General features: G+C 74.1%; 20 protein-coding genes and 1 other RNA gene. 16 read left to right on the top strand and 5 right to left on the bottom strand.

Features of this window, described 5'->3' with window-relative positions; all coding sequences use genetic code 11:
* Positions 1-4: 4 nt before the first annotated feature.
* On the bottom strand, positions 5-1,924 hold the full coding sequence (locus tag ACI78Z_RS18225; protein WP_457037959.1) for an FUSC family protein: 1,920 nt from the start codon (positions 1,922-1,924) through the stop codon (positions 5-7).
* Between the two features lie 168 nt (positions 1,925-2,092).
* On the opposite strand from ACI78Z_RS18225, the gene ACI78Z_RS18220 reads away from it, so the two are divergent.
* From ACI78Z_RS18220 to nadA, 5 genes are all read left to right on the top strand, one after another.
* The gene (locus ACI78Z_RS18220) at positions 2,093-3,475 is read left to right on the top strand and encodes an FAD-dependent oxidoreductase (RefSeq protein WP_457037958.1); all 1,383 of its coding nucleotides are present in this window, start codon (positions 2,093-2,095) and stop codon (positions 3,473-3,475) included.
* Between the two features lie 92 nt (positions 3,476-3,567).
* A complete protein-coding gene (locus ACI78Z_RS18215) occupies positions 3,568-4,428 on the top strand; it encodes a Nif3-like dinuclear metal center hexameric protein (protein WP_457037957.1) in 861 nt (286 codons plus the stop codon).
* 4 nt (positions 4,429-4,432) lie between these two features.
* A complete protein-coding gene (locus ACI78Z_RS18210) occupies positions 4,433-5,173 on the top strand; it encodes a zinc ribbon domain-containing protein (protein WP_457037956.1) in 741 nt (246 codons plus the stop codon).
* Positions 5,174-5,261: 88 nt separating this feature from the next.
* Positions 5,262-6,356: a bifunctional RNase H/acid phosphatase gene (locus ACI78Z_RS18205; RefSeq protein WP_457037955.1), complete on the top strand. Its 1,095-nt coding sequence runs from the start codon at positions 5,262-5,264 to the stop codon at positions 6,354-6,356.
* A gap of 110 nt (positions 6,357-6,466) precedes the next feature.
* Complete coding sequence (gene nadA, locus ACI78Z_RS18200; RefSeq protein ID WP_457037954.1) at positions 6,467-7,498, top strand: quinolinate synthase NadA; 1,032 nt, start codon at positions 6,467-6,469, stop codon at positions 7,496-7,498.
* A gap of 66 nt (positions 7,499-7,564) precedes the next feature.
* Here nadA and ACI78Z_RS18195 read toward each other — a convergent pair whose 3' ends face one another.
* Complete coding sequence (locus ACI78Z_RS18195) at positions 7,565-7,777, bottom strand: hypothetical protein (protein ID WP_457037953.1); 213 nt, start codon at positions 7,775-7,777, stop codon at positions 7,565-7,567.
* A gap of 106 nt (positions 7,778-7,883) precedes the next feature.
* Positions 7,884-8,639: a sulfite exporter TauE/SafE family protein gene (locus tag ACI78Z_RS18190; RefSeq protein ID WP_457037952.1), complete on the bottom strand. Its 756-nt coding sequence runs from the start codon at positions 8,637-8,639 to the stop codon at positions 7,884-7,886.
* A 25-nt stretch (positions 8,640-8,664) separates the two neighbouring features.
* On the opposite strand from ACI78Z_RS18190, the gene ACI78Z_RS18185 reads away from it, so the two are divergent.
* Positions 8,665-9,024 (top strand): DoxX family protein, encoded by a 360-nt coding sequence (locus ACI78Z_RS18185; protein ID WP_457037951.1) that lies wholly within the window; start codon positions 8,665-8,667, stop codon positions 9,022-9,024.
* A gap of 7 nt (positions 9,025-9,031) precedes the next feature.
* Here ACI78Z_RS18185 and ACI78Z_RS18180 read toward each other — a convergent pair whose 3' ends face one another.
* Both ACI78Z_RS18180 and ACI78Z_RS18175 read right to left on the bottom strand, forming a co-directional pair.
* Positions 9,032-9,448 carry a VOC family protein gene (locus tag ACI78Z_RS18180; protein WP_457037950.1) on the bottom strand — a complete coding sequence of 139 codons (417 nt, stop codon included), beginning with the start codon at positions 9,446-9,448 and terminating at the stop codon, positions 9,032-9,034.
* Between the two features lie 64 nt (positions 9,449-9,512).
* Positions 9,513-9,995 carry a nucleoside deaminase gene (locus ACI78Z_RS18175; protein ID WP_457037949.1) on the bottom strand — a complete coding sequence of 161 codons (483 nt, stop codon included), beginning with the start codon at positions 9,993-9,995 and terminating at the stop codon, positions 9,513-9,515.
* A 48-nt stretch (positions 9,996-10,043) separates the two neighbouring features.
* Here ACI78Z_RS18175 and ACI78Z_RS18170 point away from each other — a divergent pair, with 48 nt between their 5' ends.
* From ACI78Z_RS18170 to ACI78Z_RS18125, 10 genes are all read left to right on the top strand, one after another.
* Complete coding sequence (locus ACI78Z_RS18170; protein WP_457037948.1) at positions 10,044-10,763, top strand: PIG-L deacetylase family protein; 720 nt, start codon at positions 10,044-10,046, stop codon at positions 10,761-10,763.
* A gap of 144 nt (positions 10,764-10,907) precedes the next feature.
* The gene (locus ACI78Z_RS18165; RefSeq protein ID WP_457037947.1) at positions 10,908-11,786 is read left to right on the top strand and encodes an SGNH/GDSL hydrolase family protein; all 879 of its coding nucleotides are present in this window, start codon (positions 10,908-10,910) and stop codon (positions 11,784-11,786) included.
* Positions 11,787-11,804: 18 nt separating this feature from the next.
* Positions 11,805-12,209: RNase P RNA component class A (gene rnpB, locus ACI78Z_RS18160), an RNA gene on the top strand.
* A 537-nt stretch (positions 12,210-12,746) separates the two neighbouring features.
* The gene (locus ACI78Z_RS18155) at positions 12,747-13,763 is read left to right on the top strand and encodes a sensor histidine kinase (RefSeq protein WP_457037946.1); all 1,017 of its coding nucleotides are present in this window, start codon (positions 12,747-12,749) and stop codon (positions 13,761-13,763) included.
* The gene (locus ACI78Z_RS18150) at positions 13,660-14,346 is read left to right on the top strand and encodes a response regulator transcription factor (protein WP_457037945.1); all 687 of its coding nucleotides are present in this window, start codon (positions 13,660-13,662) and stop codon (positions 14,344-14,346) included. The genes ACI78Z_RS18155 and ACI78Z_RS18150 overlap by 104 nt, the downstream gene beginning before the upstream one ends.
* Before the next feature lie 84 nt (positions 14,347-14,430).
* The gene (locus ACI78Z_RS18145; RefSeq protein ID WP_457037944.1) at positions 14,431-15,330 is read left to right on the top strand and encodes an ATP-binding cassette domain-containing protein; all 900 of its coding nucleotides are present in this window, start codon (positions 14,431-14,433) and stop codon (positions 15,328-15,330) included.
* Positions 15,327-16,058 carry an ABC transporter permease gene (locus tag ACI78Z_RS18140; RefSeq protein ID WP_457037943.1) on the top strand — a complete coding sequence of 244 codons (732 nt, stop codon included), beginning with the start codon at positions 15,327-15,329 and terminating at the stop codon, positions 16,056-16,058. The genes ACI78Z_RS18145 and ACI78Z_RS18140 overlap by 4 nt, the downstream gene beginning before the upstream one ends.
* A gap of 14 nt (positions 16,059-16,072) precedes the next feature.
* Complete coding sequence (locus ACI78Z_RS18135) at positions 16,073-16,816, top strand: ABC transporter permease (protein ID WP_457037942.1); 744 nt, start codon at positions 16,073-16,075, stop codon at positions 16,814-16,816.
* Entirely contained in the window at positions 16,813-17,922 is a 1,110-nt protein-coding gene (locus ACI78Z_RS18130) for a serine hydrolase domain-containing protein (RefSeq protein WP_457037941.1), read from the top strand. The genes ACI78Z_RS18135 and ACI78Z_RS18130 overlap by 4 nt, the downstream gene beginning before the upstream one ends.
* A 176-nt stretch (positions 17,923-18,098) precedes the next feature.
* Positions 18,099-18,665: a dihydrofolate reductase family protein gene (locus ACI78Z_RS18125; RefSeq protein ID WP_457037940.1), complete on the top strand. Its 567-nt coding sequence runs from the start codon at positions 18,099-18,101 to the stop codon at positions 18,663-18,665.
* The last annotated feature ends 123 nt before the right edge of the window (positions 18,666-18,788 follow it).

Raw genomic sequence — 18,788 nt, 5'->3', positions numbered from 1 at the left:
CGGCCTACTCGTCGGCGACGGCGGTGCCCGGACGGCGGCCGGGGGCGGCGTCGCGGACCAGCCGGCGGGCGGCGTCCACCTCGCGGGCGACCGGCGCGAGCACGCCCTCGGCGTGGATCTCGGCGTCATCCGGCGGCCGGTGCGCGCGGATGTCCTCCTCTAGCTCGCGGATGGCCCGGCGCAGGACCGCCACCTGGGCGAGATCGGGCGCGGGCTCGCCGTGGCGGGTGGCGATCACGGCCTCGGTGACGGCGTCCGACGTCCGCTCCAGTTGCACGATGACCGGCCAGAAGGCGGCGGCGCGGGTGCTCACCGGCGGCGGCTCGGCCAGCCGGCGCTGCAGCTGGGTGTGCAGCTCGGTGAGCGCCCGGTAGCTGCGGCGGCGGGCGCGGCGGCGCTCGGCGGGGCTGCCGGTGAAGGCGGCCTCGACGAACTCGTCGAGCGCGTGGGCGGCGTCGCGCAGCGCCTCGTCGAGCGGTGCCCGCCAGGTCTGCGGCCACAGCAGGTAGCCGAAGACCAGCACGATCGCGCAGCCGATGAGGGTGTCGAGCAGCCGCGCGCCGACCAGCCCCGGACCGCCGGGCAGCGCCACGTCCAGCAGCAGGATGATCACCGGCGTCTGGAAGACCGAGAACAGACCGAAGTTGGCCGCCCGGCCCCACGGGAGCAGCGCCGCGGCGGCGGCCATCGCGACGAGCACCCACGCGTTGCGCGGCAGCGCCAGCAGCAGCAGCGAGCCGAGGAGGACGCCGACCAGCGTGCCGGCGCCGCGCTGGACGGCGCGGGTGAACACCGAGCCGAAGTCGGGCTTGAGCACGATCGCGACCGTCAGCAGCACCCAGTAGGGCCGCTCGATGGGCAGGTACTGCCGGGCGATCTCGGCGATGGTCATGCACAGCGCCAGGCGGACGGCGAAGGCGCGGGTGTCGGCGCTGCCCAGCGTGCGGTCGGCGACGTCGCGCAGCCGGGAGCGCCAGTCCGGCCGCGGCTGGGTCACCGCGGCGCCGGCCCGTTCCTCGGGGTCGCCGACGACGTTCCACGCCAGCCGCAACCCGTGCCGCACCGCGCGCCGGGTCGGCTCGCCCCCCTCCAGGTGCGGCGGGCGTTCCGCGGGGAGCTGCTGCGTGCCGGTGACGGCGGAGGCGAGGGCGTGGACCGCGCTCACGTCCTGCGGATCGGCGGGCACCCCGGCGCGGGCGGCGGCGACCGTCCCCTCGACCAGCGGTGCGGCGGCGTTGAGGACGCCGGCCAGCTCGGCGAGCTCGCGGCTGCGGCCGGTGGTGCGGCTGCGCGAGCGGATGACCCGGTCGTAGGCGTCGTTGAGGGCGGTGGTCAGCGTGCGGCGGGCCTCCTCGGCCCGGGGTGTCCCGGCCGCTGCCAGCAGCTCGCCGATGCGGGTGAAGACGGTGGCGACCGCCGTCCGGTCGGGGTCGTTGGGCTCGGTGGCGTACTGGACCAGCGTGGTGAGCGTGGCCCACGCCGTCCCGGCGACGAAGAAGCCCACCTCGGCGGCGGGGGAGAGGGGGGTGGCCAGCCCGGAGGCCAGGGCGGTGTAGACGAGCAGCTGCAGCGCGCCGAGCGAGAAGGCCGCGTTCACCGCGCTGACGAACGCCGCCAGCGCGGCCGCGAGCGCGACCACGACCACCGGCAGCCACCCGCCCCCGGAGGCGAACTGGCCGACGACCAGCCCGAGGCCGCCGAAGACGGTCGCCGCGGCGGTGCGGCGCAGCCGGTCGCGCAGCGGCCCGCCCTGCGGGGCGAGGCTGCCGGCGAGGGCGCCGGTGGTGGCGAAGACGCCGGCGCCGAGCACCGGGCCGGGCTCGATCCCGCCCTCGACGGCGACCGCCACGGCCAGCGGCGCGGGCACGGTCACGGCGAAGCGGACGACGTCCCGCCACGGCACCGGCGGAGGTGTCGTGCGCACCAGCTCCTCGAGCCAGGCCGGTGCACGCAACCCCCGCTCCGCCACGGGTCCTGAGCCTTCCACGCCCTCGGACCGGCTCCCCGGAGCCCCCGGTGTATCAGGCGGGGCGGGGCCCGGATCCGTCCCCCCGAGCCGCCGCCGTCCGGGCGGCGCGACCAGGAGGTACCGATGACGCAACGCACTCGCGGCCGGGACGGCACCGCCGTCGTCGTCGGGGCGAGCATGGCCGGGCTGCTGGCGGCCCGCGTGCTCGCCGAGCACGTCGACCGGGTCGTGGTGCTGGACCGCGACACCCTGCCCGAGGACGCCGTCCCGCGCGGCGGCGCCCCGCAGACCGCGCACCCCCACGGGCTGCTCGCACGCGGCCGGCGGGCACTGGAGGAGCTGTTCCCGGGGCTGACCGCGGACCTGGTCGCGCTGGGCGCCGTGCCGGGGGACGTGCAGGAGGACTTCCGCTGGATCAACCAGGGCGTGCCGATGGCCAGGGGCAGGTCCGGGCTGAGCGGCCTGCTGGTGAGCCGGCCGCTGCTGGAGCGGGAGGTGCGCCGCCGGGTCCTGGCCGAGCCGCGGATCACCGTCTGCCAGCGGGTCGTGGTCCGGTCGCTCACGGATGACGGGGCGGGCCGGGTGACCGGTGTCGTGGGGGTGGACCGGGAAGGTCCGGCCGGCTCCGTCCGCCGGTGGGACGCCGACCTCGTCGTCGACGCGTCCGGCCGCCAGTCGCCGGCACCGGAGTGGCTGTCCGCGCTGGGTTTCGAGCCGCCGGAGGAGGAGCGGGTCGAGGTGGACGTCGCCTACGCCACGCGGCACTACCGCCGCGAGCCCGGCCACCTCGACGGCGACATGGGGCTCGCCATGCCCGGCACGCCGCAGAACCCGCGGAGCGGTGTCCTGCTCGCCCAGGAGGGAGATCGCTGGATCTGCGGGCTCGGCGGGATCCTGGGGGACCGGCCGCCGCTCGACCCCGAGGGCTTCGAGGCGTACGCCGCGAGCCTGCCCTCGCCGGTGCTGCACGAGGTCATCCGCTCCGCCGTGCCCCTCGGGGAGCCGCGGCGCTTCCGGTTCCCGGCGTCGGTGCGCCGGCGGTACGAGCGGCTGGCGCGGTCGCCGCGGGGACTGCTCGTCACCGGTGACGCGGTCTGCAGCTTCAACCCGGTCTACGGCCAGGGGATGACCGTGGCCTCCCTGGAGGCACTCGCGCTGCGCGACCTGCTCCGTCCGGGGCTGGACCGGCCGTCGCTGGCCCAGGAGTTCTGGCAGACCTGCGCGCCGGTCGTCGACGTCCCGTGGCAGATCGCGGCCGGCGGCGACCGGCGGTTCCCCGGCGTCCCCGGGCCGGTCGACCGGCGCACGCGACTGCTCAACGGCTACGTCGCGCGGGTGCACCGCGCGGCCGCCGTCGACCCCGCGGTGGGGACGGCGTTCCTGCGGGTGGCCAACCTCGAGGCGCCGCCGTCCAGCCTGCTGTCGCCGTCGGTCCTGACCCGGGTCGTGCGGTCGTCGCGCCGGCCCCGGGTGGCCGTCCGACGTCCGGTGCCGGTCGCCGCCTGAGCGGTGCGCGAGATCGGCGATCTCGTGGCCATCAGCCGCTGATCGCCGATCTCGCGCCGGAGGGGCCGGTCGGCTGGCCTAGTCTCCGGCCGGTGACCGTGACACTGGGGGAGGTCGTCGCCGCGCTCGAGGCGCGCTACGACCCGGCGCTGGCCGAGGACTGGGACGCCGTCGGGCTGGTCTGCGGTGACCCGGACGAGCCGGTGGAGCGGGTGCTGTTCGCCGTCGACCCGGTGGCCGCCGTCGTCGACGAGGTGGTCCAGACCGGCGCGCAACTGCTGGTCACCCACCACCCGCTGTTCCTCACCGCCGTCCACGGCGTCCCGGCCGACGACCCCAAGGGCCGGCTGGTGCACCGGCTCGTCCGCGCCCGCGCCGGCCTGTTCGTCGCGCACACCAACGCCGACCGCGCGCCCGGTTCCGGCGTGAACGACGCCCTCGCCGCCGCCCTCGGCCTCACCGGCACCGCCCCCCTCCTGCCGGCCGCCACCGACCCCCGCGCCGGGCTCGGCCGCGTCGGCCGGCTCGAACGCCCGGTGACCCTCGCGGAGTTCGCCGAACTCGTCGCGACGGCGCTGCCCGAGACCGTCGGCGGCGTCCGCGCGGCCGGCGACCCGGGACGGCGGATCGAGACCGTCGCGGTCTGCGGCGGCAGCGGCGGCTCGCTCCTCCCGGCGGCGGCGGACGCCGGCGCCGACGTCCTGCTCACCAGCGACCTGCGGCACCACCCCGTGTCGGAGTCGCAGGAGGTCCCCGGCCCGGCGGTGTGCGACGTGGCGCACTTCGCCTCCGAGTGGCCCTGGCTGCCGGTCGCGGCCGACGTCCTCGCCCGCGACCTGGGCGGCCGGGTGGAGGTCGCGGTCTCCCGTCGGCGCACCGACCCGTGGACGGCACGCGCCGGGGCCGGGGCCGCCGGGAGCGGCAGGGGAGAGCCCGGCCCGCAGGTAGGTTGAGCGGGTGAAGGCCGACCACTTCGACCAGCAGCAGCTGCTGGCCCTGGCCGCCGAGGACGTCGCGCTGGCCCAGCTGGCCCACCGCCGACGCACCCTCCCCGAGAACGCCGTGGTCGAGACCGCGACCGAGAAGGAACGGGAGCTGGCCGCCGCCGTGGTGCGCGCCGAGACCGAGGTGCGCGACCTGCAGCGGGAGGTCAAGCGGTTCGAGGGCGACGTCGAGACGGTGCGCGCCCGGGCCAGGCGGGACCAGGGGCTGCTGGACTCCGGCAGCGTCTCGGCCAAGCAGATGACCGACCTGCAGCACGAGATGCAGTCCCTGGCCCGGCGGCAGTCGGACCTGGAGGACCAGGAGCTCGAGCTCATGGAGCAGCTCGAGACCGCCGAGGCCACGCTGGCCGGGGCCCGGCAGAGCCACGAGACGGTGCAGGCCGAGCTGGAGCGCGCCCGGCAGCTGCGCGACGACGCCCTGGCCGACATCGCCGACGGGACGGCGCAGCACGAGGCCGCCCGCGCCGAGGTCGCCGCCCGCATCCCGGCCGACCTGCTGGCCCTCTACGAGCGCATCCGCACCCAGACCGGCGGCACCGGCGCGGCCGTGCTCAAGGCCCGCCAGTGCCAGGGCTGCCGCATCGAGCTGTTCGGGAAGGAGCTGGCCACGGTCCGGAACGCCGACCCCCACGAGGTCGTGCGGTGCGACAACTGCGGCCGGATCCTCGTGCGCACGCCGGAGAGCGGCCTGTGAGCGCGCTGTTCCCCGGCCGCGGGATCTGCACAGTCGCGGTCATCAGCGCCGCGAAGGTCGCCACTGTGCAGATCTGGCGGGAGGCAGCATGACGCGCCGGTTCGTCGTCGAGGCCGACGGCGGCTCGCGGGGCAACCCCGGCCCGGCCGGCTACGGCGCCCTGGTCCGTGACGCCGGCACCGGCCGGGTGCTCGCCGAGCGTGCGGAGTCCGTCGGGCGGGCCACCAACAACGTCGCCGAGTACGGCGGCCTGGTCGCCGGGCTGCAGGCGGCGCTCGACCTCGACCCGACCGCGGACGTCGAGGTGCGGATGGACTCCAAGCTCGTCGTCGAGCAGATGTCGGGTCGCTGGAAGGTCAAGCACCCCGACATGCAGAAGCTCGCCCTGCAGGCCCAGCAGATCGCCCGGCAGCTGGGCAGCGTCCGCTACACCTGGGTGCCGCGGGCGCAGAACAGCGCCGCCGACGCGCTGGCCAACAGCGCGATGGACGGCCGGCCGGTGCGCCGGGACCTCGCCGCCGAGCCCACGACCGCGGAGGACGACGTCCAGCCCGTGGCCCGGCGCGCACCCGCCGTCACCACGGTGATGCACCTGCTGCGGCACGGTCGCACCGAGCACACCCCGGAACGCCGGTACAGCGGCCGCAACGACCTGCCGCTGTCGGCCACCGGCCGGGCGGAGGCCGAGGCGGCGGCCAAGCGGGCCGAGGAGCTGGGGATCGAGGTCGTCGTGGCCTCCCCGCTGCGCCGCACCCGGGAGACCGCCGAGCTGCTGGGCGCCGCCCTCGGGCTGCGGGTGCAGTACGACGACGACCTGGTGGAGCTGGACTTCGGCGACTTCGAGGGGCTCACCGCCGAGGAGGCCAAGCAGCGCCACCCGCTGGCCGCCCGCCGGTTCGCCGAGGACATCACGGTCGCTCCACCCGGCGGGGAGTCCGTCGCGGCCGTCAGCGACCGGGTGGCCCGCGCGCGGGCTCGCATCCTGCGCGGGCACGCCGGGAAGACGGTGCTCGTGGTCTCCCACGTGACGCCGATCAAGCTGCTGCTCGCCGCCGGCCTCGACGTGCCCGACGACGTCGTCCACCGGGTGTTCCTCGAGGCCGCGTCGTACTGCACGATCGCGTGGAGCTCCGACGGGCGCTCCGCCGTCCGCCTGGTCAACGACACGAGTCACCTCCGGTAGCGCGGCGGGAAGGGGTGCGGCCGGGCAGGTGTTGACCGGGGTGCCCCGCGCCACAGTTCCCGCCCCGCGCGGGGGATCATGTGGCCGCACCCACCCAGCCGAGGAGCTCCGTGACCGCCACCATCGCGCCAGCCACCCCCTCCGTCGCCGGGGACGAGCGCACCCTCTCGCCCGCCGAGTACGAGACCTGGGCGGCGGAGGTGCGCCGGCTGGCGGCCGAGCGCGGAGCGGTGATCCTGGCGCACAACTACCAGGTGCCCGAGATCCAGGACGTCGCCCACTTCACCGGCGACTCGCTGTACCTGTCGCGGGTCGCGGCGCAGACCGACGCCCGCGAGATCGTCTTCTGCGGCGTCCACTTCATGGCCGAGACGGCGAAGATCCTCTCGCCGGACAAGACCGTGCTGCTGCCCGACCACGACGCCGGCTGCTCGCTGGCCGACTCGATCACCGCCGAGCAGCTGCGCGAGTGGAAGGCCGAGCACCCGGGCGCCGTCGTCGTCAGCTACGTGAACACCACCGCGGCGGTGAAGGCCGAGACCGACATCTGCTGCACGTCGTCCAACGCCGCCGACGTCGTGCGCTCGATCCCGGCCGACCGCGAGATCCTCTTCTGCCCCGACCAGTTCCTCGGCGCGCACGTCAAGCGGGTCACCGGGCGGGACGACATCCACGTGTGGGCGGGGGAGTGCCACGTGCACGCCGGCATCAGCCCGTCCGACGTCCGCGCGCAGGTGGCCGCCCACCCGGACGCCGAGATCCTCGTGCACCCCGAGTGCGGCTGCACCACCTCGGTGCTGGACCTGGTCAGCCACGGCGACCTGCCGGCCGACCGCACGCGGGTGCTCTCCACCGGCGGCATGGTCGAGCAGGCCGCGACCACCCGGGCGCCCCAGGTGCTGGTGGCCACCGAGGTCGGCATCCTGCACCAGCTGCGGGGCCTCAACGCCGGGACGCAGTTCATCCCGATGAACGACCGCGCCGCCTGCCGCTACATGAAGATGATCACGCCGGCCAAGCTGCTGCGGACGCTGCGCACCGGCGAGGGCGCGGTGGACGTCGACGCCGAGACCGCGGCCCGGGCCCGGCGGGCCGTGGAGGCCATGATCGCGATCGGGGAGCCCGGCCGCGGCGGGGAGTGACGCCGGTCGGCCCCGTCCCGGGCCCCGCCCTGAGCGTGCGAAGGGTGGGGAGGACGGGGTCCTTCTTCAGCGGAGCTGGTCGGCGGAGATGTCGCTGACGATGGCCCGGAAGGTGCGGGTGTCGACCTCCTCGTCCACGGTGACGCGGACGATGTCGGCGACCTGCTGCTCGGACGCCGGCCGGACGGCCGCCACGCGGGCCGCGGCGATGAGGTGCAGTTGCTGGACCCGGGCGGTGTCGTTCGCGTTCCGGACCGGGGAGAGTCGGTTCTCGCGCATGGCTCGAAACTAGGCAGCGCGCTGCGCTGGGCGGGGAGATCCGGGGCGTGTCCACACGAGGGTGGACCCCTCCGTCACACGTGTAACGCAGCCCACAGCGCGCCAGTCAGACCCGCGTGAACAGGTAGACCGACACCGCGATGCCGAACGCGACGATGAACACCCGCAGCGGCGTGGTCGGGATGCGCGTCGCGATGCGGGCGCCGAGGAAGCCGCCGAGCAGGGTGGCCGGGGCGGCGACGGCGACGACCAGCCAGTCGACCGGGCCGAACAGGCCGAAGACGACGACCGTGACGGTCGCCGTGACCGCGGAGATCGCCGACTTCAGCGCATTGGCCAGCTTCAGCCGGTGCAGGCCCACCCCGAGGACGCCGACCAGGATCACGCCCAGCGCGCCGCCGAAGTAACCCCCGTAGACGGTGGCAAGGAACAGCGCGACGTAGAGCCAGGCCGGGTCGCGCCGCGGGCCGCCGTCCTCGGCCTGCTTGAGTCGCCGGGTGAGCAGCGGCTGGACGGCCAGCAGGAGGCTCGCCATCAGCACCAGCACGGGGACGACGACGTCGAAGGCCTCGCTGGGTGTGGTGAGCAGCAGGACGCTGCCCGCGACGCCGCCGAGCAGCGCGACGAGGCCGAAGCGGAGCAGGCGGCCGCGCTGGCCGGCGTACTCCGGCCGGAAGCCGAGCACGCCGCCGATGTAGCCCGGCCACTGGGCGATCGAGTTGGTGACGTTGGCGGCCACCGTCCCGAGCCCCAGCGCGACGAGGGTCGGGAAGAGGATCAGCGAGCCGCCGCCGGCGACGGAGTTGATCGCGCCGGCGACGAGGGCGACGCCCGCCGCGATGGCCAGGTCGAGGGCGGACACGAACGGCGAGCCTACGGTGACCGGCGTGGAGCTCACGCGGACGGCCACGGTCCTGGCGGCGGCGCTCGGCGGGTCGGGGGTGCTGCACCTGGTCCGCCCGCGGACGTACGAGTGGCTGGTGCCCCCGGAGCTGGGCGACGCCCGTGCCTGGGTGCACGCCAGCGGAGTGGCCGAGATCGCGACGGCGGGGCTGATGGCGGTGCCGGCGACGCGGCGGGCCGGCGGGTGGGCCGCCGCGGCGCTGCTGGCCGCCTTCGTGCCGGCCCACCTGCACACCCTCCGGGTGGTGCCGCGGCGGCCGCTGCCGATGACGGTCGCCGCCGTCCGGTTGCCGCTGCAGGCGCCGCTGATCCGCATCGCGCTGCGCGTCGCCCGGGGGCGGTGAGCCGGCGTCACCGCTGGCCGGACGCGCCGACGCAGAACTCGTTGCCCTCCGGGTCGATGAGGACTGTCCAGCGGGTGCCGTGCTCCTCGTGCTCGGCCTGCCGCGAGGCGCCCAGCCCGACCAGCCGGCGGACCTCGTCCTCGAGCGCGGCGGTGGAGTCCACGTGCAGGTCCAGGTGCAGGCGGTTCTTGGCCGACTTGGGCTCGGGCACCCGCTGGGCGAGCAGCCGGGGACCGCGGCCGTCCGGGTCCACGGCCGCGGCGAACCAGCGCTCAGCGGTGGCCGGGTCCAGCCCCATGGCCTCCAGTTCGGCGCGGGCGGCGTTGCCGAGCGGTTCGGGCTCGTAGCCGAGCACCTCGCACCAGAAGCCGATGAGCCGCTGCGGGTCCTCGGCGTCGAAGGACAGCTGGATGGTCGTGCGCACGGGCTCCTCCTCGTCGTCCGCGGGGGAGGAGGAGTGTGCCTCCGGCCGGTGACGTTTCCCGTGGTCAGCCGTCGCGGCCGTGCAGACGCCGGTGCAGCCCGCGGACCTCCTCGTCCAGGCCGGGCACCGGGCCCTCGACCGGCACGCCGGGGGCGACCTCGTTCACCGGGAGTGCCCTGACCGGTGCGGGCGGGACGCCGAGCTCGGCCAGCCACGACGCGAGCTGGGCCGACGAGCTGGCGTAGACGATCCGGCCGAGCCCCACCCAGCCGTGGGCGGCCGCGCACATGGGGCAGTGCTCCCCGGAGGTGTAGACGGTCGCGGCCGCGCGCTGGCCGGGCGTCAGGTGCTCGGCGGCCCAGCGGGCGATGGCGAACTCCGGGTGCTGCGTCCGGTCGCCGCCGGCCACGTGGTTGGCGTCCTCGAAGCGCACCCGCCCCTCGGCGTCGACGAGCACCGACCCGAAGGGCTCGTCCCCGGCGTCGAGGGCGGCGCGGGCGAGCGCGATGCAGCGCCGCAGGTGGGCCCGGTCGGTCTCGTCGATCACGCCGTCCATCCTGGCCGGACGTCGGCCCCTCGGAGCAGACTGCCCGCCATGCCACCGCTCCCGATGCCCGACGACTGGCAGCGTGCGCTGGTCGTGGCCGCGCACCCCGACGACATCGAGTACGGCCTCGCCGCGGCGGTCGCCGCGTGGACGGCGGCCGGCAAGGAGGTCCACTACCTGCTGGCCACCCGCGGCGAGGCCGGGATGGCGGGGATGCCGCCGGCGGAGGCCGGACCGGTGCGCGAGGACGAGGAGCGGCGCTCGGCCGCCGTCGTCGGCGTCACCGAGGTGGAGTTCCTCGACCACCGGGACGGCGTGCTGGTGGCCGGGCCGGAGCTGCGGCGCGACCTCGCGGGGGCGATCCGGCGGCACCGGCCGGAGCTCGTCGTCACCGGCTACTTCGGCGCGACGTGGACGCCGCCGGGGATCTCGCCGGCGTACGTGAACTCGGCCGACCACCGGGCGCTGGGCCAGAGCACGCTGGACGCGGTCGCCGACGCGGGGAACGAGTGGATCTTCCCGGACCTGACCGAGGAGCCCTGGCGCGGTGTGCAGTACATCGCGGTGGGGGAGCTGGCGGACCCGCCGCACGAGGTCGACGTCACCGACCAGGTGGAGAAGGCGGTCGCCTCCCTGTGCGAGCACCGCCGGTACCTGGAGCTGATCTCGGCCGACCCCGTCGACGTGCAGGCACGTCAGATCGTCGACATGTCGACGCTGACCGAGGACGGTCGCCGGCGCGTCGGTTTCCGCCTCTACTGGGGCTGACGTCCGCTGGCACGCAGAACCGTGCGCAGTGCGGTGGGGAGGCGGGGTCTGGACACGACCGGCCTCCAACGCGCACAGTGACGCGCACCACACTCACAGCGGCGGCCGGGAGGGACGCCCGGCGGCCTGGCAACGGGGGGCGTCGTGCGCAGGAGCCTGGTCGTCGCAGCCGTCGGAGCACTGCTGACGCTCGGGGCGGCCGCCCCGGCAGCGTCCGCACCCGTCGGGCCGGACCGCTTCCGGGATCCCGTCCACCTGGCCCTCGGCGACTCCGTGCCGGCCGGGATCGGCGCCGTCCCCATGCAGTCGGGCTATCCCGAGCGGCTCGTCGAGCTGCTCGAGGGCGGGTACGACCCGGCCGCGGACAAGGCGACGCCGTATGCCTCCGCCGACTTCCAGCTGGTCAACCTGGCGGTACCGGGGGCGACGACGGCCACCCTCATCGACGCGCAGCTGACGCCGGCCCTGGAGCTGATCGAGGAGCGCAACGGCAACCGGGACCCGTTCGACGACGTCGAGGTCGTCACCGTGACGGTCAGCGGCAACGACGTCTTCGGGCCTGCGGTGGAGGCCTGCATCGCGACCGAGACACCGGCCGGGTGCCAGGCCGCCCTGGAGACCGCGCTCGCCGGCGTCGAGGAGCGGCTGGCCACCATCCTCGGAGCCCTGGTCACTGCCGCCGGGCGGGACGCCGAGGTGGTGGTGACCACCTACTACAACCCGATCGGCTCCTGCGTCCTCAGCCAGGTCAACCCCGCGGCCGCGGAGATCGCCGACGTCGGCCTGGAGAGCGGCAGCCTCCCCGGCGTCCTGACGCTGTCGGAGGGCCTCAACGACGTCATCCGCCGGGTCGCCGCCGCCACGGGCGCCCAGGTGACGGAGCTGTACGGGGAACTCGGCCCCGGCCAGTACGTCGGTGACCGGGACTGCCTGCACCCGAACGAGGCCGGCCACGCGGAGATCGCCGAGCTCCTGTACGCCACCCTGGCCCGCGGACCGGGATCCCATGGCCGGGCCGACTAGACTGGTCACCACGACGGACGAGTCGGCCGGGCGGTCGCGTCGGCGGGGGAGACCCCGTCGCCGAGGAACGTCCGGGCTCCACAGGGCAGGGTGGTCGCTAACGGCGACCCGGGGTGACCCGCGGGACAGTGCCACAGAAATGAGACCGCCAGCGGCTCGCCGCTGGTGAGGGTGAAACGGTGGTGTAAGAGACCACCAGCGCACCGGGTGACCGGTGCGGCTCGGTAAACCCCACCCGGAGCAAGGTCGAGAGGGACGGCGGTCGCACCGCCGTCCTGCGCAGGCGTTCGAGGGCTGCCCGCCCGATGCCTGCGGGTGGACCGCTGGAGCCTGCCGGCAACGGCAGGCCTAGATGGATGGCCGCCCATCGGGATGCCGCGAGGCACCCGTGGACAGAACCCGGCGTACAGGCCGACTCGTCCGTCGCCCACCGCCCAACCGGGGATCAAGGGTCAGGCCAGAACGTCACGCCTCCTCATCCGGACAGCCTCTTGCGCACCAGCTTCCAGGGCTCCACGCCGAGCACCGCGAGGACTCCAGGGTCACGACGCGGATCGATCGGACGACGCCACGCCGCTCGTCACCGAGGTCATCGCCGTCGACGTGGTCGGGCGCGGGCGGTTGCCGCAGGTTCCCTGACCCATGCGTTCCTCCTACCGTGGAGCGGTGGCAGGCCAGGCGGCTCGGCGGTCCGGAGAGCCACCCTCCGCCCGGTCGGTCACGTTGGACTGCGCGCTGGGCGTGGTGTCGACGTATGCCGGTTTCCTGCTGTCGACCGAGGCCGTCGAGCTCGTCGATGAACCGGGGTTGCTGGCCGCCGCCCGGCTGGTCGCCGTGGTCCACGGTGCCTCCACGGCCCTGCGACGGGTCAGCCCCCGGCTGTCGCTGTTCTTGCTCCTGCTCACGGCCACGGTGTTCGTGTGGCCGCTCGGACTGCCGGCCTGGCTGCTCGGGCCCGCGGTGCTCTTCGTCGTCTACGGCAGTGCCGTCCGACTCGGTCGGAGAGCGGCGGCCGTGCATCTCGGCGCGGTGCTGGTCGCTGCCGTCGTCCTGCTGCGTCTCAGCCCCATGTTCCCCGGCTGGCTCTCGGTCGTCCTCTACGTGGCGCTCATCACGAGCGCGTGGTCCCTCGGTGCCGTGATCTTCACGCTGCAGTCGCTGGCGAGGGAGAACGCACAGCGGGCGGCCGAACTGGAGCAGGCCCGGCTGGAGCTGGCTCGTCATGCGGTCGCCGCCGAGCGGGTGCGGATGGCCCGCGAGCTGCACGACGTCATCGCGCACAACATGAGTGTGATCGCCATGCACGCGGGCGTCGCTCGCCTCGCGGTCGGCACGGATCCGGACGCCGAGCGCGGCTTGCTCGCCGGCATCGAAGGTCTCAGCCGCAACGCACTGGCTGAGATGCGTCGCCTCGTGACGTTCCTGCGCGACCAGGACGACGCGGCTGCCGAGGGCCAGCCTGCCGGGGCCCTGGATCCCGCGCCGAGCCTCCGCCGGCTGCACGAGCTGGTGTCCCGCGTCGTGGAGGCTGGTGTGACCGTCGACGTCCACGTGGATGGCGCCCTCGACGATGTGCCGCCCGGCGTCTCCCTCTCCGCCTACCGGGTGATCCAGGAGGCCCTGACCAACGTCCTGCGACACGCCGGACCGACGACCGCCAGGCTGTCCGTCGCCGCACAGGACGGGATGGTCAGCATCTGCGTCGAGAACGACCGGCCCATCACCGCCGTCCGGCGGGCCATCGCCCCCGGGGGGCACGGCACGATCGGCATGCGGGAGCGGGCGGAGCTGTACGGGGGGACGCTCCTCAGCGCTCCTTCGCCGGAGGGGGCTGGCGGGTGGAGGCACGAATCCCGTACACGGGGGTGCGCGGGTGATCCGTGCTCTCGTCGTCGACGACCAGCCCCTGGTCCGGGCGGGCCTGCGCGCGATGTTCGAGCACGCCCCCGACATAGAGGTGGTCGGGGAGGCCACTGATGGGACGTCCGCTGTCGAGCAGGCGCGCACGAGTCACCCCGACGTGGTCCTGATGGACATCCGCATGCCCGGGATGGACGGCATCGAGGCGACCCGCCGGGTGGCGGCGGACCCCCGAACCCGGGACGTCGCCGTGCTCGTCCTCACCACGTTCGACCTCGACGAGTACGTCTACTCGGCGATCCAGGCCGGCGCACACGGGTTCCTGCTCAAGGACGCACCGCCGGAGCGGATCTTCGACGCGGTGCGGGTCGTCGCGGCCGGCGACGCGCTCATCGACCCGGCCGCCACCCGGCGGCTCGTGCAGACCTACGTCCGCGGGCACGCAGCGGTGTCGGCCGGGGCCGCCAGAAGGCTGGACGGCCTCACGGAGCGGGAGCGGGAAGTGCTGTCTCTCGTCGGCCACGGGCTGTCCAACGCAGAGATCTCCGCGCGGCTGCACGTCAGCGAGGCCACCACGAAGACGCACGTCTCGCGGCTGCTGGCGAGGCTGCAGGCGCGGGACCGCCCGCAGCTCGTCGTCATGGCATACGAGAGCGGCCTCGTCCGACCGGGGGAGGCATCCGGTCAGCCGGCGGGATGACCCGGTTCTCGACCAGGGGCCGATGAGGGTGCAGGCGGGGCCGCCCTAGCGTCGGAGCGCACTGCTTCTCCGACGGAGGACACCATGGCAGGCATCGCCGTGCACCACCTCACCAAGCGCTTCGGCGAGGTCACCGCCGTTGACGACCTGAGCGTCGAGGTGCGCGAGGGGACGATCACCGGGTTCATCGGACCCAACGGCGCGGGGAAGACGACCACGCTGCGGGCGGTCCTCGGGCTCGTGCGGCCGACCTCGGGCAGCGCGACCGTCGGCGGCAAGGCGTACCAGGAGCTGGACCGGCCCGCGTTCATCATCGGCGCCGCGCTGGAACCCGATGGCTTCCATCCCGGACGGACCGCGAGGAACCACCTGCGCATCCTGGCTCATCCCAACGGGATCCCCTTCGCGCGCGTGGACGAGGTGCTCGAGGAGGTGGACCTGACCGCCGCGGCGCACCGCCGGATCGGCGGGTTCTCGCTGGGCATGCGTCAGCGACTCATGCTCGCCGGGGCTCTCCTCGGTGATCCGCCCGTGCTCGTGCTCGACGAGCCGGCGAACGGCCTCGACCCCGCCGGAGTGCACTGGCTGCGCGCGCTGCTGCGGGCACGGGCGGACCGCGGTGGAACCGTTCTCGTCTCCAGCCACCTGCTGGCCGAACTGGCGCTCTCCGCGGACCACGTCGTGATCATCAAGAACGGCCGGCTGATCACCGAGGGCGGCGTCGAGGAGGTGACGGGCACGCGGGGGCCCGCGATCCGGGTGAGGACGCCGCAGGCCGCCGCCCTCCTCGCCGCGTTGACCTCGCTCGGCATCGCGGCGACGTTGCGACCACCCGACGAGGTGGTGGCCACCGGGGTCAGCACGCGGCAGGTCGGGGAAGCCGTGGCGAGCGCGGGGCTCGTCGTCTACGAGATGCGCGCGGAACACCAGAACCTCGAAGAGGTCTTCCTCGAGCTCACCGAGCCGGAAGGGAAGGCGTCATGACCGCGCTGGTCCGCACCGAGCTGCTCAAACTGCTGTTCACCCGCGCCACCTGGGGCTTCGTCGCGGGGGCGTTCCTGCTGGCCGTCCTGCGGGTGGAGCTGGTGATCGCCGGTATCGATCGAGCGGGGGCGTCGAGACGGGGCAGCCTCGAGCTGACGCAGCAGGTGCTCGGCGCGAGCGGGACCGGGACCATCCTGCTGCTCCTGCTGGGCGTCGTGATGATGACGGGGGAGCTGCGGCACCGGACGCTCACCTCGACACTGATCGTCAGCCCGGACCGGGGCCGGCTGGTGATGGCGAAAGCGATCGCTGCCTCCCTGACGGCGGCGGCCGTCTGTGTCGTCCTCTTCGCCTACGCAGGAGTCCGCGGGCTGCTGTCCGGCGCGGTGCGGTTCGGCGACGGTGGCGTCGTCCAACTGGTGGTCGGTGGTGTGGTCGGTGCCGCGCTGTGGGGCTGGCTGGGAGTCGCGGTGGGAACGTTGGTGCGCAACCAGATCGCCGCCCTGTTGGTGCCCGCGGTCTGGATCGTGGGGGTGGAGACCCTGCTGCCCTCCTTCGGGCTGGCCGCGGTCATGCCATGGACGCCGGGAGGCGCGACGAGTGCCCTGACCGGCGCTCATCTCTCCGGCGGGCTGCCGATCTGGGCAGCGTTCCTGCTGCTGGTCGCGTACTGCCTGGCGTTCGCCGTGCCGGGCACTCGTCGGCTGGTCCGGTCGGACGTCACCTGACCGCTGGAGGGGCGATGCCTGCTCTGCTGCGCACCGAGCTGCTGAAGCTCGTCACCACGAGGACACCGTGGCTGGTGGCCGGGCTCTCCGTCGCGCTGACGCTGATCTTCTGTCTGCAGGCGACGCTCGAGGCCGGTCGCAGCGGTGCACCGTCCATCGGGACGGCGGGTGCCACGCTGGCCCAGCTGGACGCCATGCTGCGCGGGTCCCTGGTGGCCCTCGTGCTGGGCGTCCTCGTGGTGACCACCGAGTACCGCTACCGGACGGTGGCGACGACGCTGCTGATGGTGCCCCACCGCGGGCAGGTCGTGCTGGCCAAGGCGATGACGGCCGCCGTCGTCGGTGTGCTGCTGGGACTGGCGAGCCTCGGTGTCGTCGTGGTCACCGGGTTGATCAGCGGCGCCCTGACCGCGGGTCCGCTGAACACCGACATCGTGCTCCACGGTCTGGGCCTGTTCCTGACGTATCCGCTGTACGCGCTGCTCGGGACGGGCGTCGGCGCCCTGCTGGGCACCGTGCCATCGCTCGCCGTACTGCTGCCGCTGGCCTGGGTGGCCGGGCTGGAGGGGCTCGCGTTCTCCTCCCTGCCGCGCCACGCCCGTGCCTGGACGGTGGAGGGAGCGACGGCCGCGCTGCAGAACGCCGGGAGCGTGTGGCCCCGTCTGCCGATGTGGCTGGGTGCCGGCGTGCTCTGCGGCTTCGTGGCGGCGCTGCTGATCGGCGGCGCGGTCGTCTTCCTGCGGAGGGACGTCACATGAGGACGAGGCGAGCGCTGTTGTCCGCCGCGATGGCCTGCGCCGTGGCCGCGTGCGCTCCCGCTCCGGCGGCGTCGGAAGGGCCGTTGCAGGGCCTGCTGGACCGGTGGCGCGACCACGCGGACGTGCCGGCCGTCGTCATGGCGGTCCAGCAGTCCGGGGCGGCTCCGTGGATCGGCGTCAGCGGCACGACCGAGCGGGACGGGTCCGTTCCGGCGACGGTTGACGCGCGGTTCCGCATCGCCAGCATCACGAAGACCTTCGTGGCCGTGGTGGTACTGCAACTCGTGGAGGAGGAGCGGCTGCGGCTCGACGATCCCGTGTCGGGTTACAGCTCGGACCTGTCGATCGACGGCGTCACCGTGCGGCACCTGCTGACGCACACCAGTGGCATCCCGGACTACTCGACGGTCGACGGCTTCGGCCAGCGGTTGCTGGACGACCGGGAGCGGCGGTGGGACACCGACGACCTCCTCGCCCTCATCGACGACCTGCGCCGGGACTTCCGGCCGGGCACGGCGTATGCGTACTCGAACACGAACTACCTCCTGCTCGGATCGGTGATCAATGCGGTGACCGGTTCCACGTGGGCCGCGCAGGTGCGTGCGCGCATCCTGGATCCCCTCGGCCTGCGCGACACCTACATCGCGGGTGCCGAGCCGGCCTCCGAGTCGGTGATCGCGGGCTACTTCGACGCCGACAACGACGGAGATCAGGAGAACATCGAGACGGACCGTCCGTGGATGGCCCTGGAGACCTCGGAGGGCCCCGCGGGGGCCATCGTGTCCACCGCCGCCGACCTGGTGACCTTCGGCGAGGCGCTGTTCCGCGGTGATCTGGTGTCCCGCTCCACGCTGGAGCTCATGGTCGCCGACCAGCCTTTCCACCCGAGGATGTCCAACTACGGGCTCGGCATCGAGATCGCGCGCCCGGACTACCGGACCGTCTCCTATGGCCACGGAGGCTTCCTGCCCGGGTTCCGCTCGGTGCTGTGGTACGTGCCCTCGCGCGACGCGCTGGTCGTCGTGCTGGCCAACGACTCCCTCGCCAACCCGCCGGACCTCGCCGAACTCGCCGTGCGCTCGTTACCACCCAGGCCGCGTGCCTGACCCAGGCCCACCGCTGCTCGGACGCGGGGAGGTCATCGGGACGCAGGCGATCCGGTTCCCGCCGCCTGACGGCAGGCGCATCCCCGACCGGCCGTGCCGAGCGAAGTCGGGACCGATGAGATCGTCCGCGTCCGCCGGTCCGAGCTCCCGGACCGAGTCGTGGACCAGGAGGACGCATGCGGAAGATCGTCGTGCACATGATGCTGTCGCTGGACGGCTACTTCGAGGGGCCGGACCACGACCTGAGCTGGCACCTCGTCGACGAGGAGCTGCACGCGCACTTCAACGAGCAGCTCGCGACCATGAGCGCCTTCGTGGAGGGCCGGGTCAGCTACGAGCTCATGGAAGCGGTCTGGCCGACCGCTGACCAGAACCCGGACTACCCGCCGACCATGCGGGAGTTCGCCGGCATCTGGCGCGCGGTGCCGAAGATCGTCTTCTCGCGCACGCTGCAGGAGGTCGGCCCCAACGCCTCGCTGCGGGCGGAGGTGGACCCCGACGAGATCCGCGCCCTGAAGCAGCAGCCGGGCGGGGACATGACGCTCGGCGGGGTCGACCTGGTCGAGACCTTCCGCCGACTGGACCTGGTCGACGAGTACCGGCTCTACGTCAACCCGGTCGTCATCGGCCGCGGTCGACGGCTGTTCGAGACCGCCGACAGCCCGACCGACCTGGAGCTGGTGGAGAACCGACGCTTCGGCAACGGTGTCGTCCTGCTGCGCTACGCCGTCCGACGGCCCTAGACGAATAAGTCCTAACGCCCCGGAGGGCCGAAGGCCGCTGTAGAGACGGGCGGAGGGTGTTCAGGCTCGGGGTTGTGAGGACCGACCTAAACACCCTCCTGACCGCACTCTATGTCTGGATCG

The sequence above is a fragment of the Geodermatophilus sp. SYSU D01176 genome (assembly GCF_054050015.1).
This window is presented reverse-complemented; position numbering and strand designations above follow the sequence as displayed.